Below are 20,086 nucleotides of genomic sequence, written 5' to 3' on the forward strand. Positions count from 1 at the left end.
TTGGGGTTGGAGCCCGTTGAAAAGTCACCTCAGCCGCGACGGCGGAACTGGCTGTCAAACAGGCCCTCGGATGCAATCAACCCAGTTTATTGCACGACCTTGCCAGAGGAGTCCGCAACTTTTGCTGCGCCGACTTCTGGTTTTGGAATCATGCAGAGAGGGAGAAAGGGGCGAACTGCCCCTTCCTCCTGCTTGGCCTGATCACGCCTGGTCGAGCCAGATCTTGCCGTAGTCGCGCTCGAAGGTCGGATGCATCTTGTAGTTTTGCACCGCCTTGACCGAGTGGCTGTAGAGCTTGCGCCAGTAAGGTTGGATGATGATGCCGGAATCCTGCAGGATCTGCTCGATGTCCTTCATCATTTCCTTGCGCTTGGCCGCGTCGGAAACCGCAAGCGCGGCGTTCAGCTTGGCATCCCAGTCTGGGTTCGACCAGGCACACTCGTTCCAGGCCTCACCGGTGCGGTAGGCCAGCGCCAGAACCTGAACGCCGAGCGGACGCATGTTCCAGTTCGTCATCGACAGCGGATACTTCAGCCAGTCGTTCCAGAACGTCGAGCCCGGCAGCACGGTGCGCTTCACCTTGATACCTGCGTCGCGCAGCTGGGCGGCGATCGCGTCGCCGGTGTTCTTGTGCCAGTCCTCGTCGACGGTGATCAGTTCATGCTCGAAATCGGCCTGACCGGCTTCCGCCATCAGCGCCTTCGCCTTGGCCGGATCGCGGGTAAGCTTGGGCAGCTCGTAATATTCCGGATGGATCGAGCAGACATGGTGGTTCTCGGCGACCGAGCCGGCATTGCCGTAGCCGAGCTGGAGCACGACATTGTTGTCGACGCCGAGTTGCAGCGCCTTGCGCACCTTCTCGTTGTCGTAAGGCTTGTGGGTGACGTTGGTGCGGCAGACGATAGTCGAGGCGGTGACGACTTCGGACTTGACCAGGTCCATCTTGTCGAGGATCGACACATAGTCGGCCGACGTTTCGAAATTGGTATGCACTTCGCCGGCCTCGAAAGCGCTGACCATGGCGGCCGGATCGGTGCCGTAGTCGATGAACTCGATGCCGTCGAGATAGACGTCGCCGTCCCACCACTTGTTGTCGGCGCGGCGCTTGTAGACCACTTTCTGGCCGACATCGTAGGAGACGAGCTCGAACGGACCGGTGCCGATCGGGCAGGCCTTGAAGTCGCCGCCCTTTTCGTCGAAGGACTTGTGGACGATGAGCGCCACATAGTCGCAAATCCCGGGAATGATCGAGATGTCGGGCTTGGTGAGCGACAGCTTGACGGTCATGTCGTCGACCTTGGTGACCGCGCCTTCACGCAGCTTGCCGGTCTTGTCGTCGAACAGCGTGCCAAGACGGCCGGGCATGGAATTGCCTTCAGCGGCCTTCTCGCCCCAGCGGTTGAAGTTGTGCACCACGTCGTCGGCAGTGAAAGCATCGCCATTGTGCCAGGTCACGCCCTTGCGCACATGCAGCACGTACTGGGTGGCATCGTCGTTGACGTCCCAAGACTCAAGCAGATAGGGGCGGAACGTGTATTCGGTGGTGTATTTGACCAACGGCTCGAGCGCCTGGCGCTCGGCATTGGCGATTTCCGACCAGTCGGACTTGCGCGGGTCCTTCGGATCCTTGATCCACTGGGCGACCTTCAGGATGCCGCCCTTCTTGGGGGCATCTTCGGCTCTTGCCTCGGTCGGCGCCGCAAGGCCGAGCAGGCCGTAAGCCATCGCCGTCGACGCGCCGAAGACGCTGGCGAGCGCCAGGAATTCGCGGCGATCGACCTTACCTGCCTTGGCTTCTTCGGCCATGGCCAGGATGTGATCCGGAACGCGATCGCCATTACTCTTGTAGATTGTCATGACTAACTCCCATTGTTGGCTTTCCGCCGATTAACATTCCGCATCCAGGCCGTGATGTCAAAGACGGCTTGGATTGGGAACATGTTGGCGAATGTGCAACTTTGAAAAGGGAGCGGTACGCGTGATAGCGACAGTCTTGACGCAAAATTGCTAGTGCGCCCAGATTTCGCCAAAATCTCCTCAGGGGGATTAAACTGAACCATTGGCACGGGTTACGACAGCGCCAGTCCCGGCCATGGTGAGGGCCAGGCCTCAATATTCCTTTTCGTAGAAGATACCGCCCTTGGCCTCGCCGGCGTCCGTCGCCTCGCCGCGCAACTTCACGCCACGCCCGACATTGAGGTCGATGGTCGCCTTGCCCGAACCAGGCTTGTCGCCCTTCTGGATGGTCACATAAGTGCGGTCGTTCAGGTACTTGCCGGCCGAGACCGCCGTGCCGCCCTTGTCGTCTGTGGTGACGTCGAGATCGTCGACGCCGATGGCGCTGCGCAGATTCTCAAGCAGCGACGTCGAGCCGCCGACACCGGCCAGTTGCCCGGCCGCTTCCGCCAGCTGCGCGATCTGCAGCGGCGACAGGTTCGACATGGACCGGCCGAAGATCAATTGCGCCAGCACCTCGTCCTCCGGCAGCGCCGGCACCGAGGAGAAGGTGAATTTCGGATTGGTCGCCTCGCCCGACACCACGATGGTGACGGTGGCGCTGGTCGTGGTCGTGGTCGCCGTCAGGTTGAGGTAGGGCACCAGCGAGCCGGAGAAACCGACCGTGCCCTCGGTGAAGGTCAGCCGCTTGCCCAGGATCGACAGCCGGCCGCGCTGCAGGGTGAAGGTGCCGACCGCCTGCGGCGACGAGGCCGGGCCGGTCAGCCTGAGCGAGCCGCCCAGTTCGGCATCGACGCCCCTGCCCTGGATGAAGATCTGGTTCGGCGCGTTGACGGTGACATCAAGCGCGAGCCCGCTGCCGCCGCTCTTGCCTGATGTCGTCGCCGGGCGCAGCGCCTTGTCCTGCGCCCTCACCGCTTCGGGCGCGTTCTTGTGCTTGACGTCGAGCGCCGAGAGCGAGGCCGGCAACTTATCCGGGACCGTGATGACGGTCTTGGCGAGATTGACGGTGCCGGCAATCACCGGTGCCGATACCAGCGGCCCCTTGATCGTCAGGTCGCCGCCGAGATTGGCGGTCACCACGCGTCCGTCCGTATAGCGCCCGTCAGTAAGCTTGATCGACAGGTCGGCCGGAAAACCTTGCGCCGGGTTGATGCCGACCGTGCCGCTGGCCGACAGGCTGCCGCGCGTCGACAATGTTCCGGTCAGCCGGTTGATCCTGGCGACGCCGCCGCCGATAGACACGTCGGCTGCGAGATCGTTGACGGCCAGGCCCGAGCGCGCGTCGACCAGCCGCGCGCCCGATGTGCTGACGCTGCCGCCGATGACAGGCGACGTCGCCGGGCCACGCACCTGGACATTGACATTGGCAGTTCCCGACAGCGACAAGCCCTGCGCCGCAAGCTTCTGGCTGAGCATGCCGAAGGGCACGGCGCCATTGAAGTCGAGCACCAGCGCCGGCGTGCCCGCCGTCGTCACCGTGCCGCCGCCCTTGAGGCCAAGGCCGGCGCCATCGCCGATGTTGGCGTTGAAGGTCAGCTTGTTGCCGGCAAAGGTACCGGAGGAGGACACGCTCACCGCGCCGACACCGGCGCCTCGGGTTTGCGACGTCTGCACGCCGGCCGCGTCTATGTTGAAGGCAACTGCAGGGCTCGCCGGCGCGCCGGTCACCTTCACCGTACCGGAAATCGAACCGGCGGCATCGAGACCCGGCGAGAACCCGTTGGCGAGCGACATTGGCACCTTCGCGAGCACCGCATTGATGTCGAGCGCCTGCCCGACCTTGCCGGTCACCGTCGCCGTGCCGCCGCCAAGGTTGAGCACCAGCCGGTCCAGCGTCGTCGTGCCGTTGGCGATGCTGACCGTCGAAGCCTGGGCGATGGCCGCCTTGATGCCCTGGACGGTCGCCTGGCCGGAAGCGAGTTCGATAGTGGTCGTGCCATTGGCCACCTTCACGCGGCCGGCGGCCTTGGCCGGAATGCCCTTGACCGTGGCGCCACCGGAAAAGCCGGTCCAGTCGCCGTCGCGCTTCAGATCGACATCGATGCCGCTGATCACGGTGCCGCCCGACGTGACGGTGTCGGCGCGGATCTTACCCGAGATCACCGGCGCGGCGAGATAATTGGCGATCAGCGCATCGATCGAAACCGTTTTCGCCTGGAGATCGCCGCGCGTGATCGACGCGGTGGCCGCCTTGATGGCGACCTGAGGTGCCGCGCCGTTCTTCGTGAAGGCGATCGTGCCGCGCACGTCGCCCTCCGCCTTTTCCAGAGCCAGCGCGGCGAGTGGGCCGATATCAGGCAGGTCGAGCGAGATGGTGCCTTCCGGCACGAACTTGTCGTCCAGCGCCAGATCGCCGGAAATCCGGTTCTTGCCCAGCGACAGCAGCAGGCCATTGATCGCGCTTTTGCCGTCCGCCGTCGCCAGCACCGCGCTGCCTTGCAAGGCCTGTCCCGCGACAGTGCCGGTCAGTTGCACGTTCGCCGCCGGGTTGGCGGCATCCGCCTTGCCGGTGGCGGTGAGCTTCAGCCCGGTGATCTCGCGCTCCGCCACCAGCAGCCGATCGCTGTTGACCGTCAGCGACAGATCAGGCGCGATGGCCGGTCCCTGTGCGTTCAGCGCAAAGGCAATGGCGCCCTTGGCGTCCTTCGACAGCGGCGAGACATCGGCAAGGGCGCCGGTGATATCGGCGGCCAGCTTGTTGTCGGCAAGGCTCGCCTGCCCCTGCGCGGTCAGTCCGCCCGAGACCAGCTTCAGCCCATCGACATTGATACCGCCATTGGGGTCGCGCTTCAGCGTGGCGCTGATCTGCGCGCGCTGGCCAAGCATGCCACGCGCCGCCGCCGGCAAGGCCGATGATGGGGCATCCGCACTGAGCTTGAGGTCGATGGCGCCATCGCGCAACGACACCTGGCCGGCGACCTGGCTGTTCAGCGCATCGCTCTTGAGCGAGCCGCTGTCGATGGCGACGCCGTCCGAGGTCAGCCGGGCGTTCAGCGCGGCCGTCACCTTGCCGGCGATCAGCGGCGCGATGGCGGCGTTGTCGAGACCGACCTTGTCCACCGACACCGTGCCGGAAACCGGTCCAGCGCGGTTCTTGAGATCGAACGCATCCGAGTGCAGTGCCAGGACAAGCCCGTCCACCTTGGCCGGGCTGGTGGTGATTGACGGCAGGATCGCGGAGACGTCCAGGCGGGCTCGCGTGCTCTCGCCCGCCACCTTCGCCGACAAGGACCGGATCTCGATCCTCACCGGGCTCGCGGCGCTTCCGACCGTCAGCGGCAGGCTCGGTCCCGAGGATGTAAGGTCGAGGGCAAAATCGCTGGCGCCGTTCGGATTGATGGTGCCGGAGGCCGTGCCGGAAATCTTGTCGCCAGACAGCGTCGCATGGTCTAGGGCGACGCCGCCGGCCAGGGTGTAGACACCGGCCGCATCGACCGCGAGCGGCCCGAGCTCGGCCTGGCGGGTCTGGCTGGTCTCGACGCCGGCAAGCTGCGCGTTGAACCGAACTTCGGGAGCGGATGGCGACCCGGTCACTTGCGCGGCGCCGCCGAGCGTGCCCACCGCATCGAGCCCGGGCGCAAAATCATTGGCCAGGGCCGCCGGCAGCGCGGAGAACTGTGCCGCGAGATCGAGCGTCTGGCCGGCGCTGCCCGACAGCGTCACCGAACCGCCGCCGACATCGAGCGCCAGCTTCTCGATGCTGGTCGTGCCATTGGCGATGGTCAGGGTCGAGGGTTCAGCGATTGCTGCCTTGATGCCGCGAACCGTGGCTTCGCCCGAGGCGATCTCGACGCTGGTGGTACCCTGGGCGATCTTGACCCGGCCGGCGGCGGTCGCCGGAATGCCCGCGATCGTGGCGCCACCGGTGAAATTGGTCCAGTCGCCGTCGCGCTTGAGGTCGACGCCGATGCCGCTGATTTCGGTGGCGCCCGAGGTGACGCTGTCGGCCTTGACGGTGCCCGAGATCGCCGGCGCCTTGAGATAGTTGGCGATCAGCGCGTTGACAGCGATCGCCTTGGCCGTCACCTCGCCACGTGCGATCGAGGTGCTTTTCGCATCGATGGTGACGGACGGCGCGTCGCCGTCCTTGGCAAAGAGGATCGTGCCGTTGATGTCGCCGGTCACCGCCTGGCCGGCGAGTGCGGCCAGCTGGTCGATTGCCGGTGCGGCAAGCGTCAGCGTGCCGAGCGGCATGAACTTGTCATCGAGCGCCAGGTCGCCGGAAACCTTGTTGTCGCCGAGCGAGACCAGAAAACCGTTGATCGAGCGCTTACCCTCGCTGGTCACCAGCGCCGCCTTGAGATCGAGCGGCTGGTCGTTGACCGACCCGGTCAGCGAAACATCGGCCGAGGGGCTGGCTATATCGGCCTTGCCGCTTGCCGTCAGCTTGATCGCCTTCACCGTGCGGCCCGAGGCGGTCAGGCTGTCGCTGTCGGCGGAGACGGTAAAATCCGGCGCCGTCCTGGCGCCGCTTGCCGACAGCGCGAAATTGACGCCGCCGGCGACCGGCACGCCTACCATCGGCGACAACACCGAGACATCGCCCAGCGTGCCCTTGATGTCGGCCTGGATGTCGCTGCCTTGCGCGCTGGCGGTGCCGCTGGCGCTGAGCGAGCCGGAGGTCAACGAGATCGAATTGGCGGCAAAGGCCCCTTGCGGATCACGCGTCGCGGCGGCCGAGAACTTCACCCGTTCGCCGAGCACCGAGCTGATCTGCGGCGGCAAGGCGGTCGACACCGCATCGGCATTCATCTTCAGCTTCATCGACAGGTCCGCGAGCGCCACCGTCATCGTCAGCGAGGCGTTCAGCGCATCGGAGCGCAGCGTGCCCTGGTCGATGGCGATGGCGTCCTTGCTCAGCGATCCCGCCAGGTCGACATCGACCTTGCCGGTGACCAGCGGCGCCAGCGTCGCAACGTCGGTCTTCAGCCCGCCCGCCGTCAGCTTGACGGCGACCGGGCCGGCGCGGTTCTGGATATCGAAGCCGTCGGAATGGATCTGTGCCGAAATATCGTTGAGCTGGGTACCGCCCGCCACCACCGAAGCCAGCGAGGCACCGATGTCGACGATCGGCGCCTTGCCGTCACCGAAGGCGCGGGCGGTGGCGTTCCTGATCGCAACGGTGATCGGTTGCGCCGCACTTCCCACAACGATCTGCACCGGCGCGCTTTTGGCGGCAATTTCGACAGACAGATCGCTGGCGCCGGCCGGATCGGCGATGCCGGTCGCGGTGCCATGGATTGCATCGCTTTCGATGCTGGCCCGGTCGATACTGATGCCGCCGGCGGATGTCGCGGTGCCAGCGACGTCGAAGCTGGTCTTGCCGGCAAACAGCGACCTCAGATTGTCCGGCAGGAAGGGCGCGAACTCGCCATCGCCCTTGGCCTCGACATGATTGCCCTTGTCGGTGAGTTGATGACGGCCGGTCAGCTGCGTGACGATCTTGCCGTCGACCACGAACGTGGCGATACCGTTCCAGTTGGCCAGCGGTCCGGTGCCCGAGACCGCTATGTCGACCGGCGGCGTATCGGGCAGCTTGAGCAGATTGGCGATGATGCCGCCCGCCGGCTCCGACGCCTTCAGGTCGAGGTCGAGTCTGTCGTCGGCCGGCGCAAAGTGGATCTTGGCGTCGACATTGCCTTGCTTGCCGTCATGGCGGGTGACGTTGAGCACCGTCTCGACCGCCAGCGGCGCCGCGTCGGCCTTGAGCATTCCCTTGGCGGCGAGTTCGGCGATGCCGCTGCCGGCCAGTTGCTGGCCCAGCGCGATTTCCGGCAGGTCGATCTCCCTGATGTCGATGGACACCGGCAGCGTCGTGGTGCCGCCCTGCGCCGGCGGCTGCGTGCCGACCACCGGCAGGCGTGCCAGTTCGATGCGTTCGGCGGCGATCCGGTCGGCACTGAAGCTCTTCGACAAAAGCGCCAAGGGCGACCAGTCGACGGCGACCTTGCGCGCCACCAGCCAGGCACCCTGGCGGTCTTCCAGCACGACATGGTCGACGCTGAGCGCGCCCGACCAGATGCCGTCAATGCCGCTGACCGTGACCTTGCGGTCGTCGCTGGAGGCCAGCCGCGAAATGATGCCGGCGAGATTGTCGCGTCCGCGCTCGGTCTTGGTCAGCACGACCAGCGCGCCAATCGCGCCTGCGACTACGATCAGCAACGTGTAGAGGACAATGCGAAGGATGCGCCACACCGTCTTCATGTCAGAACGCCTGCCCGATGCCGGCATAGATGCCAAAATGCGGATCGTTGGGATCGCGGTTGAGCGGAACGGCCGCATCGATGCGCAGCGGGCCGAACGGCGTGACGTAGCGCAGGCCGACGCCGGCGCCGACCTTGACGTCGGAGAAGTTGGGAACCGACTTCGTCGACACCGTACCGGCATCGACGAACGGCACGATACCGATCGTATCGGTGACGGCTATGCGCATTTCGACCGAGGTCTCGAAGAAGGACAGGCCGCCGATCGGCTGGCCGGTGAAGTCTTTCGGGCCGATGCCCTGATAGGCATAGCCACGCACCGAACCGCCACCGCCGGAGTAGAAACGCCGGTCGGCCGGAACGTTCTGCAGCCCGGTGCCGACGATCGATCCGATGGCGACACGCTCGGCCAGCACGAATTTCGAGGCCGTATCCAGCGACTGATAGGCCGATCCCTCGCCTTTCAGCTTGAGGAAGGCGGCGCCACTCATGATGTCGTAGCTCGGCTCGGCATAGGCCAGCACCCGGAAGCCCCTGGTCGGGTTCAGCCTGCTATCCCTGTTGTCGTAGACATATTGCAGGGGAACACTGGCGATAAGGTAGGTGTGCTTGCCGAAGGCATCCGTGATCCTGGAATAGTCGAGCGCCACTTCCGCCGACACGGTCTGCTGCTTGTCGAGTTCGTAGGACAGGCCGGTGCTGCCCTTGACCGAGAAATGGTCATACGCATCAGGATGCTCGAGCACCGTCTTGAAGCCGGCAAAGAACTTCGACGCCGGCCCGATCACGCCGGGTTTCTCGAACATGATGCCGGCATTGTAGTTCAGATCGGACAGGTTGTTGCTGCCGATGCCGCTAATGGCGCCATCAATGCGCAGCTTTTCGGCGTGGCCAAACAGGTTGCGGTGTCCCCAATAGCCTTCCAGGCCAAGCCCTTCCGTGTTCGAGAAGGTGCCGCCCAGGCCGAAATAGCGCGGCTTGCGCTCACTGACCTGGACGCCGATCGGAATGTTGCCGTCGGCGTCGAGCTTGTCGGCTTCCTTGAAGGTGACGCTGTTGAAGACTTCCAGCGCCAGCAGCCGGTCGCGCGCGTCGCTGATCTCCTGCGGCGAATACTGCTTGCCGCGCTTCAAGCCAGTCATGTATTCGGTGAAATCGCGATCGACCTTTTCGGTGCCCTCCACCGTGGTCGCGCCATAGCCGGCAACCGGCCCGGCCGCCACCGTCAGCGTCACGTCCAGCGTCGAGGTGGCGTGGTCGGCGACGATCCGCCGGTCGGTCACCTTGGCCAGCGGCCTGCCCTGCTCCTTCAGCGTCCGCACGATCAGCGCCTCGGCCTTGAGCACCGCCCCGGATCCAGCGTCGCCGCCTGATATCAAGCCGTAATCGGCGCTCATCAGCCCCGCCGCGTCGCCTTCGAGCCGGATAGTGCCGAGGGTGAATTTCGGGCCGACCGCGATATTGATCGTCACCGGAATGGGCTGCGGACCCTTGAATTCGGCGTCCGGCGGCAGTTCGTCGAGCGGCTTGCCGTCGATGGTGATGGTGACCACGCCTTCGTAGCGGGCATCGGCAAAAAGGGCGGCGACCAGTTGTTCACGGTCGCTGCGCGCCTTGGCCATCAGCCCGAGCGAACCCGAGACGGGCCGGTCCTCATCGCCCTTCAGCGCCGAGGCGTTTTCGAGCCTCTTCACCAGATCCTTGTCGGCATCGGGCGCGGTGATGGTCACGGCATAGCGCAGCGGATCGACGATATCGGCGTCCTCGTCGTTGGACGATCCCCACAGCTTGATGCCGAAAAGCTCGAAAGCGGCCGCGGGCCTTGATTCGGCAACCAGCGCGGTCGCGCACAACATGGCCAAAAGCAGGGCGCGCGGAAGCACGCGCCCTGGCGCGGCCCCCCCTGACATCTGCTCTTCATGCGCCGGCATTAAGACAACCTAGGTTACAAAACTAAAATTGGAATGAAGTTCTGAAGCGCTCGTAAAGGGGCCACAATCCAATTGTCTGAAATAGGACGGGCTTGGAATTCACACCTTTTGCGTCGCCGCAAGAATGCGTGATCCCCTGTCCTATGGAGGTACTACCGGTCATCGGCCGGAAAGGAAACCGTTGGCAGGCGGAACCCTGCCGCGTCCTGCGTTGACAAGCTTGACTGAAGCTTGAACATGCCTGGACGTCTGCAATTGTCTGGAGGGTGTTATGGCAATGCGCGCGGCTCGTGGTCTGTCGATCCTGATCCTTCTTTTCTTCGCCTTAGCCTGGAATGGTGTCGCGCAAGCGGCCGAGGCCCGGCGAATCGCAACGACGGACAATTCCGACTATTTCGGCTTTGATCTCAGATCCGACCAGAATGTCACCCTCGACCAGTGCAAGACGACATGCCTTGGCGATCCGGCCTGCCGCGCCTTCACCTACAACACCAAGGCCAAATGGTGCTTTCTCAAATCCGACTACAACCAGCTGAAACCGTTCAACGGCGCGGTCGCCGGCAAGGTCGTCAAGATTGACGGCGATCCCGATATCGGCGCGCCGCCGGAGCTGACCTTCTTCCCCAACTGGATGGCCGATCAAGCCCAGCAATACCGCAACAGGCTGCTTGGCCCGGCCTTCGACAAGCCGACCGAAGGCATGGCCGCCCTGATCAGTTCGGCCGAACAGGCCGTGCTGACCGGCGACCATCGCTCCGCCATGCATAAATACGAGGCCGCGGTTTCGGTGATGCCCGATGATGGCCAGCTCTGGCTCAATCTGGCGCGTGAAACGCTGGCCGTGCAGCCCGCCACCAACACCTCCGAAGCATCCACCTTGCCGATGAACGCCACTTCGGCCGCCTTCAACGCCTATAAGCTCTTGCGCACGACCAAGACCCGCGCCGACGTGCTGGCGCTGCTTGGCGCCGGTCTCGACAAGCGCGATCTCTACCGCCCGGCCCTGCAGGCCTATGAGGCGAGCCTTGCGCTCGTGACGTCGCCGGCCGTGCAGGCCGACTATGCCGATCTCAAGGCCCGCAAGGGCTTCCGTGTCGTCGACCACAGCGTCGATGCCGACACCAGCGCGCCGCGCATCTGCGCGCAATTCTCCGAAGAACTGGTCAAGACCGGCGTCGACTACGCGCAGTTCGTTACCGTCGACAACGCGCCGCCAAAGGGCGTCGAGGCCAAGGACAAGCAGATCTGCGTCGAAGGCCTCGAACACGGCCAGCATTACGACGTCACCTTCCGCGCCGGCCTGCCGGCAGCCATCGGCGAAGTGACCGCCGCTCCCGTGGTGCTGTCGATCTATGTGCAGGACCGCGCCCCGTCCGCCCGCTTCACCGGCGACAGCTTCGTACTGCCGGCCGGCGCGCGCCGCGGCATTCCGGTCGTCACCGTCAACATGAACGCCGCCGAAATGAAGCTCTATCGCATCGGCGACCGTTCGCTGGCGCAGCTTCTGTCGGGCTACCAGTTCCTGCACCAACTCGACAGCTATGACATCTCCAACATTTCCGAGCAGATGGGCGCGCCGGTCTGGCAGGGCAAGCTCGACATCGTCAACGACCTCAACAAGGAGGTCACCACCTCCTTCCCGGTCGACGAAGCACTGCCGCAGCGCAAGCCCGGCGTCTATGTGCTGACCGCACAGGCCGTCGACGGCAAGGGCGACGACTACAATTCGCTGGCCACGCAGTGGTTCGTCGTCTCCGACATCGGCCTGTCGACCTATACCGGCCAGGACGGGCTCAATGTCTTTGCCCGTTCGCTGGGCTCGGCCAAGCCGATCGCCGGCGCCGAACTGACGCTGGTTGCCCGCAACAACGAGGTGCTCGGCACCGCGACATCGGATGCCGACGGCCACGCCGTCTTCAATCCCGGCCTGACGCGCGGCGACGGCGGCATGGTGCCGGCCGTGCTGATGGCCAAGCAGGGCGACAATGATTTCGTCTTCCTCGACATGTCCAAGGCCGGCTTCGACCTGTCCGACCGCGGCGTCACGGGACGCGCGGCGCCCGGCGCCCTCGACGTCTATGCCTGGACCGAACGCGGCATCTACCGCGCCGGCGAGGATGTCCATGTCGCGGCCCTTGCCCGCGATGGCGCCGCCAAGGCGGTCGAGAACCTGCCGCTGACCTTCATCTTCTCGCGTCCCGATGGCGTCGAGGACCGCCGCATCGTCAGCGACGGCGCTTCGGCCGGCGGCCATGCCGTCGAGCTGCCGCTCGAACCCAACGCCATGCGCGGCACCTGGTCGGTGTCGATCCATACCGATCCGAAGCAGCCGGCTGTCGCCAGCCAGATGTTCCTGGTCGAGGATTTCGTGCCGGATCGCATCGAATTCGACATGAAGGCCGACAAGCAGGAAATCGAGCGCGGCGAAACCGCCAACATCAACATTGACGGCCGCTTCCTCTATGGCGCGCCGGCGGCTGGCCTGGCGCTGGAAGGCGAACTGACGCTGTCGACGGCGCGCGACTGGGACCGCTTCCCCAACTTCTCCTTCGGCCTCGCCGACGAGCAGTCGGCTGAGCCCACCGTCACGCCGCTGACCAACCTGCCGGTGGTTGGCGATGACGGCAAGGCGACCTTCCCTGTCACCGTCGACCAGTTGCCTTCGACGACCAAGCTGGTCAACGGCAAGGTGACGGTGCGCATGCGCGAAACCGGCGGCCGCGCCATCGAACGCTCGCTCAACATCGGCATCCGCCCGCAAGGCCATATGATCGGCATCCGTCCGGACTTCGCCGACGATGAGGTGCCGCAGGGCGGCACGGCCAAGTTCAGCCTGATCGCGGTGGCTCCCGACGGCAAGCGCGAGACGCTGAAAGGCGCGCAGTGGACGCTGGTCAAGGTCGAACGCAATTACCAATGGTACCGCTCCAACAATTCGTGGAGCTACGAACCGGTCACGTTTACCAAATCGATCGCCAATGGCCAGATCGACCTCGGCGCCGATGGCGACGCCACCGTCTCCGTGCCGGTAGATTGGGGCCAGTACCGGCTCGAGGTCGAAACCTCGGACCCCGAAGGGCCGGCCACCAGCTACGAATTCGACGCCGGCTGGTATGTGGCCTCGACCACGACCGAAACGCCTGACGGCCTGGAAATCGCTCTCGACAAGGACAATTATGCCGCGGGCGAAGTGGCCAAGCTGAAGGTCTCGCCGCATTTTGCCGGCGAACTTCTGATCAACATCGGATCCGACAAGCTGTTGAAGACCGTCACGGCCACCGTGCCGGCCGGGGGCAGCACCGTCGACATCCCGGTCGGCGACGATTGGGGCGCCGGCGCCTATGTCACGGCCACCCTGTTCCGGCCCGGCGATGCGCAGGAGACGCGCATGCCGGCCCGCGCCATCGGCGTGAAGTGGCTGAAGGTCGATCCGGGCGCAAAGAAGCTCGCCGTCACACTGACGCCGCCGGACAAGACCATGCCGCGCCAGCAGCTGTCGATCCCGGTTTCCGTGGCCGGCGTGCAGCCGGGCACCAACGCCTATGTCATGGTCGCCGCCGTCGATGTCGGCATCCTCAATCTGACCAACTACAAGGCGCCAGACCCGGAGAACTGGTTCTTCGGCCAGCGCATGCTGGGCATGGAGATCCGCGACATCTATGGCCGCCTGATCGACGGCTCGCTCGGCGCCACCGGCAAACTCAGGACCGGCGGTGACGGCGCCAACATGCAGACGCAAGGCAGCCCGCCCACCGAAAAGCTGGTCGCCTTCTTCTCCGGCCCGGTCCAGCTCGACGCCGACGGCAAAGCACGGATCGACTTCGACATCCCGCAGTTCAACGGCACCGTGCGCGTCATGTCTGTCGCCTGGACCAAGGAAGCGGTCGGCCATGCCACGTCGGATGTCATCGTGCGCGATCCGGTGGTCATCACCGCCGGCCTGCCGCGCTTCCTGGCGCCCGGCGACAACACGGTGATGCGGCTTGACGTGGCCGACACCGACGGCCCGGCCGGCGACTATGCCTTCTCGATCGACACGACAGGCGACCTGTCGACCGGCGACAAGCCCCTGCCCCAGAAGCTGACGCTCGCCCAGGGCAAGCGCCAGACGCTGACCGTGCCGCTGATCGCCAAGACGCCGGGCAATGCCTCGCTTACCATCAAGCTGGCGCACGCCGACGGCACGAAGGTCGAGCAGACGCTCTACGTGCCGGTGCGCCCGGCGCAATTGCCTCTCACCACGCGGCTTGTGGTCGACCTCAAGGGCAATGGCGGCGCGCTGCGCGTCGACAAGGAACTGCTGGCGGCAAGCCTGCTGGAAGGCGCTACCGTCAGCGTCGGCGTTTCGCAGACGGCTGCCTTCGACGTGCCCTCACTCCTGATGACGCTCGACCGCTACCCCTATGGTTGCGCCGAGCAGACCACCAGCCGCGCCATGCCGCTTCTCTATGTCAACGAGATGGCCTCAGGCATCGGCATGGAAAGCGACCCCAACCTGCATGGCCGTATCCAGGATGCCATCTACAAGGTCCTGAGCTACCAGTCCTCGAGCGGCAGCTTCGGCCTGTGGGGTCCAGGCTCCGGCGATCTGTGGCTCGACGCCTATGTCAGCGAGTTCCTGACCAGGGCACGCGAGCAGAAATACGACGTGCCGGCGCAGGCCATGAACCAGGCGCTGAGCAATCTGCAGAACTCGCTCGGCTACGACCAGAGCGTACAGGACCGCGGCAGCGAGATCGCCTATGCCCTCTACGTCCTGGCCCGCAACAAGAAGGCCTCGATCGGCGACCTGCGCTATTATGCCGACACCCAGCTCGAAGCCTTCTCGAGCCCGATGGCCGTTGCCCAGCTGGCGGCGAGCCTGGCGCTCTACGGCGACACCCAGCGCTCGGAGGCGACGTTCAAGACCGCGCTGGAGCTCGCCAAATCGAGCACCGACTACGACTGGTACCGCTCCGACTACGGCTCGGCGCTGCGTGACGGCGCGGCGATGCTGTCGCTGGCGGCGGAATCGAAGCCGGCGTCGTCGGTCGTGCCGGAGCTGATCAAGCTGGTGACCAGGCAACGGGCGGAAGTGCGCTGGACCAGCACCCAGGACGATTCCTGGATGCTGCTGGCGGCCCGCGCGCTGAAGGAAGGCAATGACTCGATTGCGCTGACCGTCAATGGCGCGCCGCATTCGGGCGGCTATTCCAACCAGGTCAACGGCAGCGAATTGGTCGACAGCCCGCTCGAAATCGCCAACACCGGCAAGACCCCGCTGCAGGCCGTCGTCACCACCGTGGCGTCGCCGATCCAGCCCCTGCCGGCCGGCGGTGACGGCTTCACCATCAGCCGCACCTACTACAAGCTCGACGGCACCGAAGCCAATGTGACGGAGGCCACCCAGAACGAACGTTATGTCGTCGTGCTCAAGGTCACCGAGCAGAACAGCTGGCCGTCGCGCCTGCTGGTCACCGACCTGTTGCCGGCCGGCTTCGAGATCGACAATCCCGGCCTGGTCTCCAGCGCGCAATTGACGAACTTCTCCTGGCTGGCGCAGACCGACGCCGCCCATCTCGAATTCCGCGACGACCGTTTCGTCGCGGCGTTCAACCCGGCCGACGGCGACCACGACCACAATCTGACGCTCGCCTATGTCGTGCGCGCCGTGACGCCGGGCACCTACGCCCATCCGGCGGCAACCGTGGAAGACATGTACCGGCCGCAGTATTCGGCTCGCACCGCCACCGGCATGATGGAGATCAAGGCGCCGTAAGGCGCCTGTGGTGGCGATCATGAACATGGCGATGGCGCTCATGACAGCTTCCTTCTCCCCGTCACTATACGGGGAGGTGAGCCGTGGTCCGCGCAGCGGGCGAAAAGCCAATTGCTTGGCTTTTCGAACGGTGAACGCCCGAAGGGCCGTGGCGCCGGCAGCCGGATGAGGGGCGCCGCCATGCTTTCAAGAAAGTCCCTTCGACGAGCGGCCATAACTCTAGCTTCCTGTGCGGCCATTCTCGCGGTCTCCGTCGCCACCCTGTGGGAGCTCGACCGCGCCTTCCCGCCCCCCTTGCCGGCGGAACTCACGGTCTCGACCGAAGTCCAGGACCGCGATGGCCAGCTGTTGCGCGCCTTCGCCACGCCGGACGGCTACTGGCGGCTCGAAACCCGGCTCGACCAGGTCGACAAGCAGTTCGTCGACATGCTGGTCACCTATGAGGACAAGCGCTTCTGGGACCATCAAGGCATCGACGTGCTGGCGCTTGGCCGCGCCGCCGGCCAGTTCGCCACCAGCGGCCACATCGTCTCCGGCGGCTCGACGCTTTCGATGCAGCTCGCCCGCCTGATCGAGCCGCGCGAAAGCCGAAGCCTCGGCTCCAAGATCAAGCAGATGCTGCGCGCCATCCAGATCGAGCGGCGGCTGTCCAAGCGCGAGATCCTCGAACGCTATCTGACGCTGGCGCCCTATGGCGGCAATCTGGAAGGCGTGCGCGCCGCTTCGCTTGCCTATTTCGGCAAGGAGCCGAAGCGGCTCACCGTCTCCGAAGCCGCCCTGCTCGTCGCCTTGCCCCAATTGCCGGAAAAGCGCCGGCCCGACCGCAATCTCGCAATCGCCCACGCCGCCCGTGACCGTGTGCTGACCCGCATGGTCTCGTCGGGCCTGATCGGCGAACGCGAGGCCGCGCGCGCCGCCCTTGACGATGTGTCGGGCCTGCGCCGAACGTTGCCGGCGCTCGCCCCGCACGCCGCCTATGCGATGCTGCCCAAGGCTGTTCCCGGCGAGCCGCTCAAACTGACAATTCGAAAAAGTGTCCAGGAAGGGCTTGAGCAGGTCGCGCGCGATGCCGCCACAAAGCTTGGCCCGCGCCTGTCCGTCGCCATGGTGCTGGCCGATTCCCGCACCGGCGACATTCTGGGCGAAGTCGGCTCGGCCAATTTCTTCGACGCCAGCCGCTCCGGCTGGATCGACATGACCAAGATCGTGCGCTCGCCCGGCTCGACGCTGAAGCCGTTCATCTATGGCCTTGCCTTCGAGCAGGGACTGGTGGCGCAGGAAACGCTGATCGAGGACAGCCCGGTCGATTTCGGCGGCTACCGGCCCAAGAATTTCGACATGGGCTACCAGGGCGATGTCAGCGTCCGCCAGGCGCTGCAATTGTCGCTCAACGTGCCGGCGATCCGCGTGCTCGACGCCGTCGGTCCAGCGCGGCTGACCGCGCGCTTCCGCCAGGCCGGCGTCAACCCGATCCTGCCGGTCAACGAGGCGCCGGGCCTGGCCATCGGCCTCGGCGGCGTTGGCGTCACGCTGCGCGACCTCGTCCAGCTCTATACGGGGCTCGCCAATGGCGGCAAGACGCACACGCTGCATGACGGCACCGAGCCGGCCAATGCCGAGCGCACCACCGCCACCATCCTCAACGACCAGGCGAACTGGCAGATCATCGACATCTTGTCGGGGGTCAAGCCGCCGGAGGGCGCCTTGCAGCGCGGCATCGCCTACAAGACCGGCACGTCCTACGGCTACCGCGACGCCTGGTCGGTCGGCTTCGACGGCCGCTATGTCTTGGGTGTCTGGGTCGGGCGTCCCGATGCCAGCGCCGTGCCGGGCCTTTCCGGCTATGTCTCGGCCGCCCCCATCCTGTTCGAGGGCTTTGTCCGCTCGGGCCTAGCCACCGTGCCGCTGCCGGGCAGGCCGCCCGGCGCCTTCACTCCCAAGCGCGAGGACCTGCCGGTGACGCTCGCCCGCTTCGGCGCCGGCGCGGATGGCCTGGTGCAGGCGACGCCGACCGAGCCCGCACCGACAATCATCTTCCCGCCGGACGGCGCCCGCGTCGACCTCGCCACGAATTCCGCCGACGCCACGCCGCTGGTGCTGAAACTGCAGGGCGGCCGTGCGCCGTTCCGCTGGCTGGCCAATGGCAAGCCGCTCACCGGCATCGATCGCCGCCGCACCGCGACGTGGTTGCCCGACGGCGCTGGTTATTCGACCCTGACCGTGATCGACGCGGCCGGGCGAGCGGCCAGCGTGAAAGTGTTCGTTGAATAGAGCGCGCCAGGCGATTCTGCGCGTTGGCTTTTACGCGCTGACGGTTGCCGTTGCCGTTCTGCCGGCACATGCCGACCCTCTCCCCGCCGGCTTCGTCCGCCTCGCCGATATCGCCCCGTCGATCCGCCAGGACATCCGCTACGCCGGTGCAGGCAATTTCCTGCACCGCAAGGTGACCGGCTACGACGCCCCCGTCTGCATTCTCACCTTGCAGGCGGCGCAAGCCCTTGCCGGCGTCCAGCAGGCAATCGCCGCTCGGGGCCTGACGCTGGTCGTCTTCGACTGCTATCGCCCCGCCCGTGCCGTCGCCGACATGGGCGAGTGGACGCGACAGGGCGGGCCGCCCGATCCGCAATGGTATCCCGGGGTCCGGCGTGGCGACCTCATCGCCAAGGGCTATGTCGGCGAACTGTCGACCCATTCGCGCGGTTCGACCGTCGATGTCGCGATTGCGCGGGCCGACGGTCCATCCGTCGCCAAACCCGCCTGCGGCGCCATCGATGCCGATACGCTCGACTTCGGCAGCGGTTTCGACTGTTTCGACCCGATGAGCGAGACGGCGCACCGCCCGCTCGGCAATGAAGCGACAGAAAACCGCAGGCTGCTCGTCGAGGCCATGCGCGCCGGCGGTTTCAAGAACTACGCGCGCGAATGGTGGCACTATACGCTCCGGCATGAGCCCTTTCCCACCCAGCGCTTCGATTTCCCGGTAGGCGCCGAGTGATTTGCCGGACCAGGCGACCTTGCCTCGGCACCGCGCATCCCTAGATAGGACCTCGAATCCGCCCCGAGCGCCGGCGAGGAAAATATTTCCCAACGCGACGGAAGATCGTCGAAGATTTTCTTCAGAAGGGCAAAAAAGGCAACATTCGATGCATCTAATTTCTATCAGTTCGCTAGATTTGGCGCGGGTTCAACGGAGGCAGAAATGACCAAACCTCATTTCAGGAAACTGCTCGGCGCACTGGTCGCCACATCTGTCCAGTTCGGCACGCTCGGTTTCGCGTTCGCCGACACCACCATCCTCAACGTGTCCTATGATCCGACGCGTGAGCTCTACAAGGCCTATGACGAGGCATTTGCCGCCCACTGGAAGGCCGAGACCGGCGAGACGGTGACCATCCAGCAGTCGCATGGCGGATCGGGCGCCCAAGCCCGCGCCGTGATCGACGGCCTCGACGCCGACGTGGTGACGCTGGCGCTCGAGGGCGACATCAACGCCATCGTCTCCAAGTCGAAGAAGATCAATCCCGACTGGCGCAAGAAATTCGAAAACAATTCAGCGCCTTACACCTCGACCATCATCTTCCTGGTCCGCAAGGGCAATCCCAAGGGCATCCACGACTGGAGCGACCTGGTCAAGGACGGCACCCAGGTGATCACGCCCAATCCCAAGACCTCAGGCGGTGCCCGCTGGAACTACCTGGCAGCCTGGGCCTACGCCAACGCCCATGATGGCGGCGACGAGGCCAAAACCAAGGAGTTCGTCGGCAAGCTCTACGCCAATGCCCCGGTTCTCGACACCGGCGCACGCGGCTCGACCGTCACCTTCGCACAAAAGGGCATCGGCGACGTGCTGATCGGCTGGGAAAACGACGCCTATCTGGCGCTCGACGAATTCGGCGCCGACAATTTCGAGATCGTCTATCCGCCGACATCGATCCTGGCCGAGCCGCCGGTGGCAGTCGTCGACGCCAACGTCGATGCCAAGGGCACGCGCAAGGTGGCCGAAGCCTATCTCGGCTGGCTCTATTCCAAGGAAGGCCAGACGATCATCGCCAAGAACCACTATCGCCCGGCCAAGCCCGAACTGGTGGCGGCCGTCGATCTGCCCAAGACCCCCGATATCAAGCTGATCTCCATCGACGATCCGCTTTTCGGCGGCTGGAAGAAGGCGCAGCCTTATCATTTCGGCGACGGTGGTATATTCGACCAGATCTACAAGCCGGCCCAGTGAGGTTCGG

At 65.3% G+C, this 20,086-nt stretch carries 7 protein-coding genes; 4 read left to right on the top strand and 3 right to left on the bottom strand.

Going from position 1 to position 20,086, the window contains the following annotated elements:
* Positions 1–201: 201 nt before the first annotated feature.
* From MAFF_RS07745 to MAFF_RS07755, 3 genes are all read right to left on the bottom strand, one after another.
* A complete protein-coding gene (locus tag MAFF_RS07745) occupies positions 202–1,857 on the bottom strand; it encodes an ABC transporter substrate-binding protein (RefSeq protein WP_010910335.1) in 1,656 nt (551 codons plus the stop codon).
* A 252-nt stretch (positions 1,858–2,109) separates the two neighbouring features.
* Positions 2,110–8,163 (bottom strand): translocation/assembly module TamB domain-containing protein, encoded by a 6,054-nt coding sequence (locus tag MAFF_RS07750; protein WP_044548081.1) that lies wholly within the window; start codon positions 8,161–8,163, stop codon positions 2,110–2,112.
* A gap of 1 nt (position 8,164) precedes the next feature.
* Positions 8,165–10,093 carry an autotransporter assembly complex protein TamA gene (locus tag MAFF_RS07755; RefSeq protein WP_044548086.1) on the bottom strand — a complete coding sequence of 643 codons (1,929 nt, stop codon included), beginning with the start codon at positions 10,091–10,093 and terminating at the stop codon, positions 8,165–8,167.
* Positions 10,094–10,364: 271 nt separating this feature from the next.
* Here MAFF_RS07755 and MAFF_RS07760 point away from each other — a divergent pair, with 271 nt between their 5' ends.
* The 4 genes from MAFF_RS07760 to MAFF_RS07775 all read left to right on the top strand — a co-directional run bounded on the left by MAFF_RS07760 (position 10,365) and on the right by MAFF_RS07775 (position 20,079).
* Positions 10,365–15,851 carry an alpha-2-macroglobulin family protein gene (locus MAFF_RS07760; RefSeq protein WP_010910338.1) on the top strand — a complete coding sequence of 1,829 codons (5,487 nt, stop codon included), beginning with the start codon at positions 10,365–10,367 and terminating at the stop codon, positions 15,849–15,851.
* A 180-nt stretch (positions 15,852–16,031) separates the two neighbouring features.
* The gene (pbpC, locus tag MAFF_RS07765; protein WP_010910339.1) at positions 16,032–18,122 is read left to right on the top strand and encodes a penicillin-binding protein 1C; all 2,091 of its coding nucleotides are present in this window, start codon (positions 16,032–16,034) and stop codon (positions 18,120–18,122) included.
* Positions 18,115–18,846 (top strand): M15 family metallopeptidase, encoded by a 732-nt coding sequence (locus MAFF_RS07770; protein WP_010910340.1) that lies wholly within the window; start codon positions 18,115–18,117, stop codon positions 18,844–18,846. Before pbpC ends, MAFF_RS07770 begins: the two co-directional genes overlap by 8 nt.
* Positions 18,847–19,050: 204 nt before the next feature.
* Positions 19,051–20,079: a sulfate ABC transporter substrate-binding protein gene (locus MAFF_RS07775; protein WP_010910341.1), complete on the top strand. Its 1,029-nt coding sequence runs from the start codon at positions 19,051–19,053 to the stop codon at positions 20,077–20,079.
* Positions 20,080–20,086: the final 7 nt, after the last annotated feature.

The organism is Mesorhizobium japonicum MAFF 303099 (genome assembly GCF_000009625.1).
Classification (GTDB): domain Bacteria; phylum Pseudomonadota; class Alphaproteobacteria; order Rhizobiales; family Rhizobiaceae; genus Mesorhizobium; species Mesorhizobium japonicum.

Coding starts and splice junctions, on each gene's coding strand:
- MAFF_RS07745 (WP_010910335.1), bottom strand. CDS start 1,857: ATGACAATCTACAAGAGTAATGGCGATCGCGTTCCGGATCACATCCTG.
- MAFF_RS07750 (WP_044548081.1), bottom strand. CDS start 8,163: ATGAAGACGGTGTGGCGCATCCTTCGCATTGTCCTCTACACGTTGCTG.
- MAFF_RS07755 (WP_044548086.1), bottom strand. CDS start 10,093: ATGCCGGCGCATGAAGAGCAGATGTCAGGGGGGGCCGCGCCAGGGCGC.
- MAFF_RS07760 (WP_010910338.1), top strand. CDS start 10,365: ATGGCAATGCGCGCGGCTCGTGGTCTGTCGATCCTGATCCTTCTTTTC.
- pbpC (WP_010910339.1), top strand. CDS start 16,032: ATGCTTTCAAGAAAGTCCCTTCGACGAGCGGCCATAACTCTAGCTTCC.
- MAFF_RS07775 (WP_010910341.1), top strand. CDS start 19,051: ATGACCAAACCTCATTTCAGGAAACTGCTCGGCGCACTGGTCGCCACA.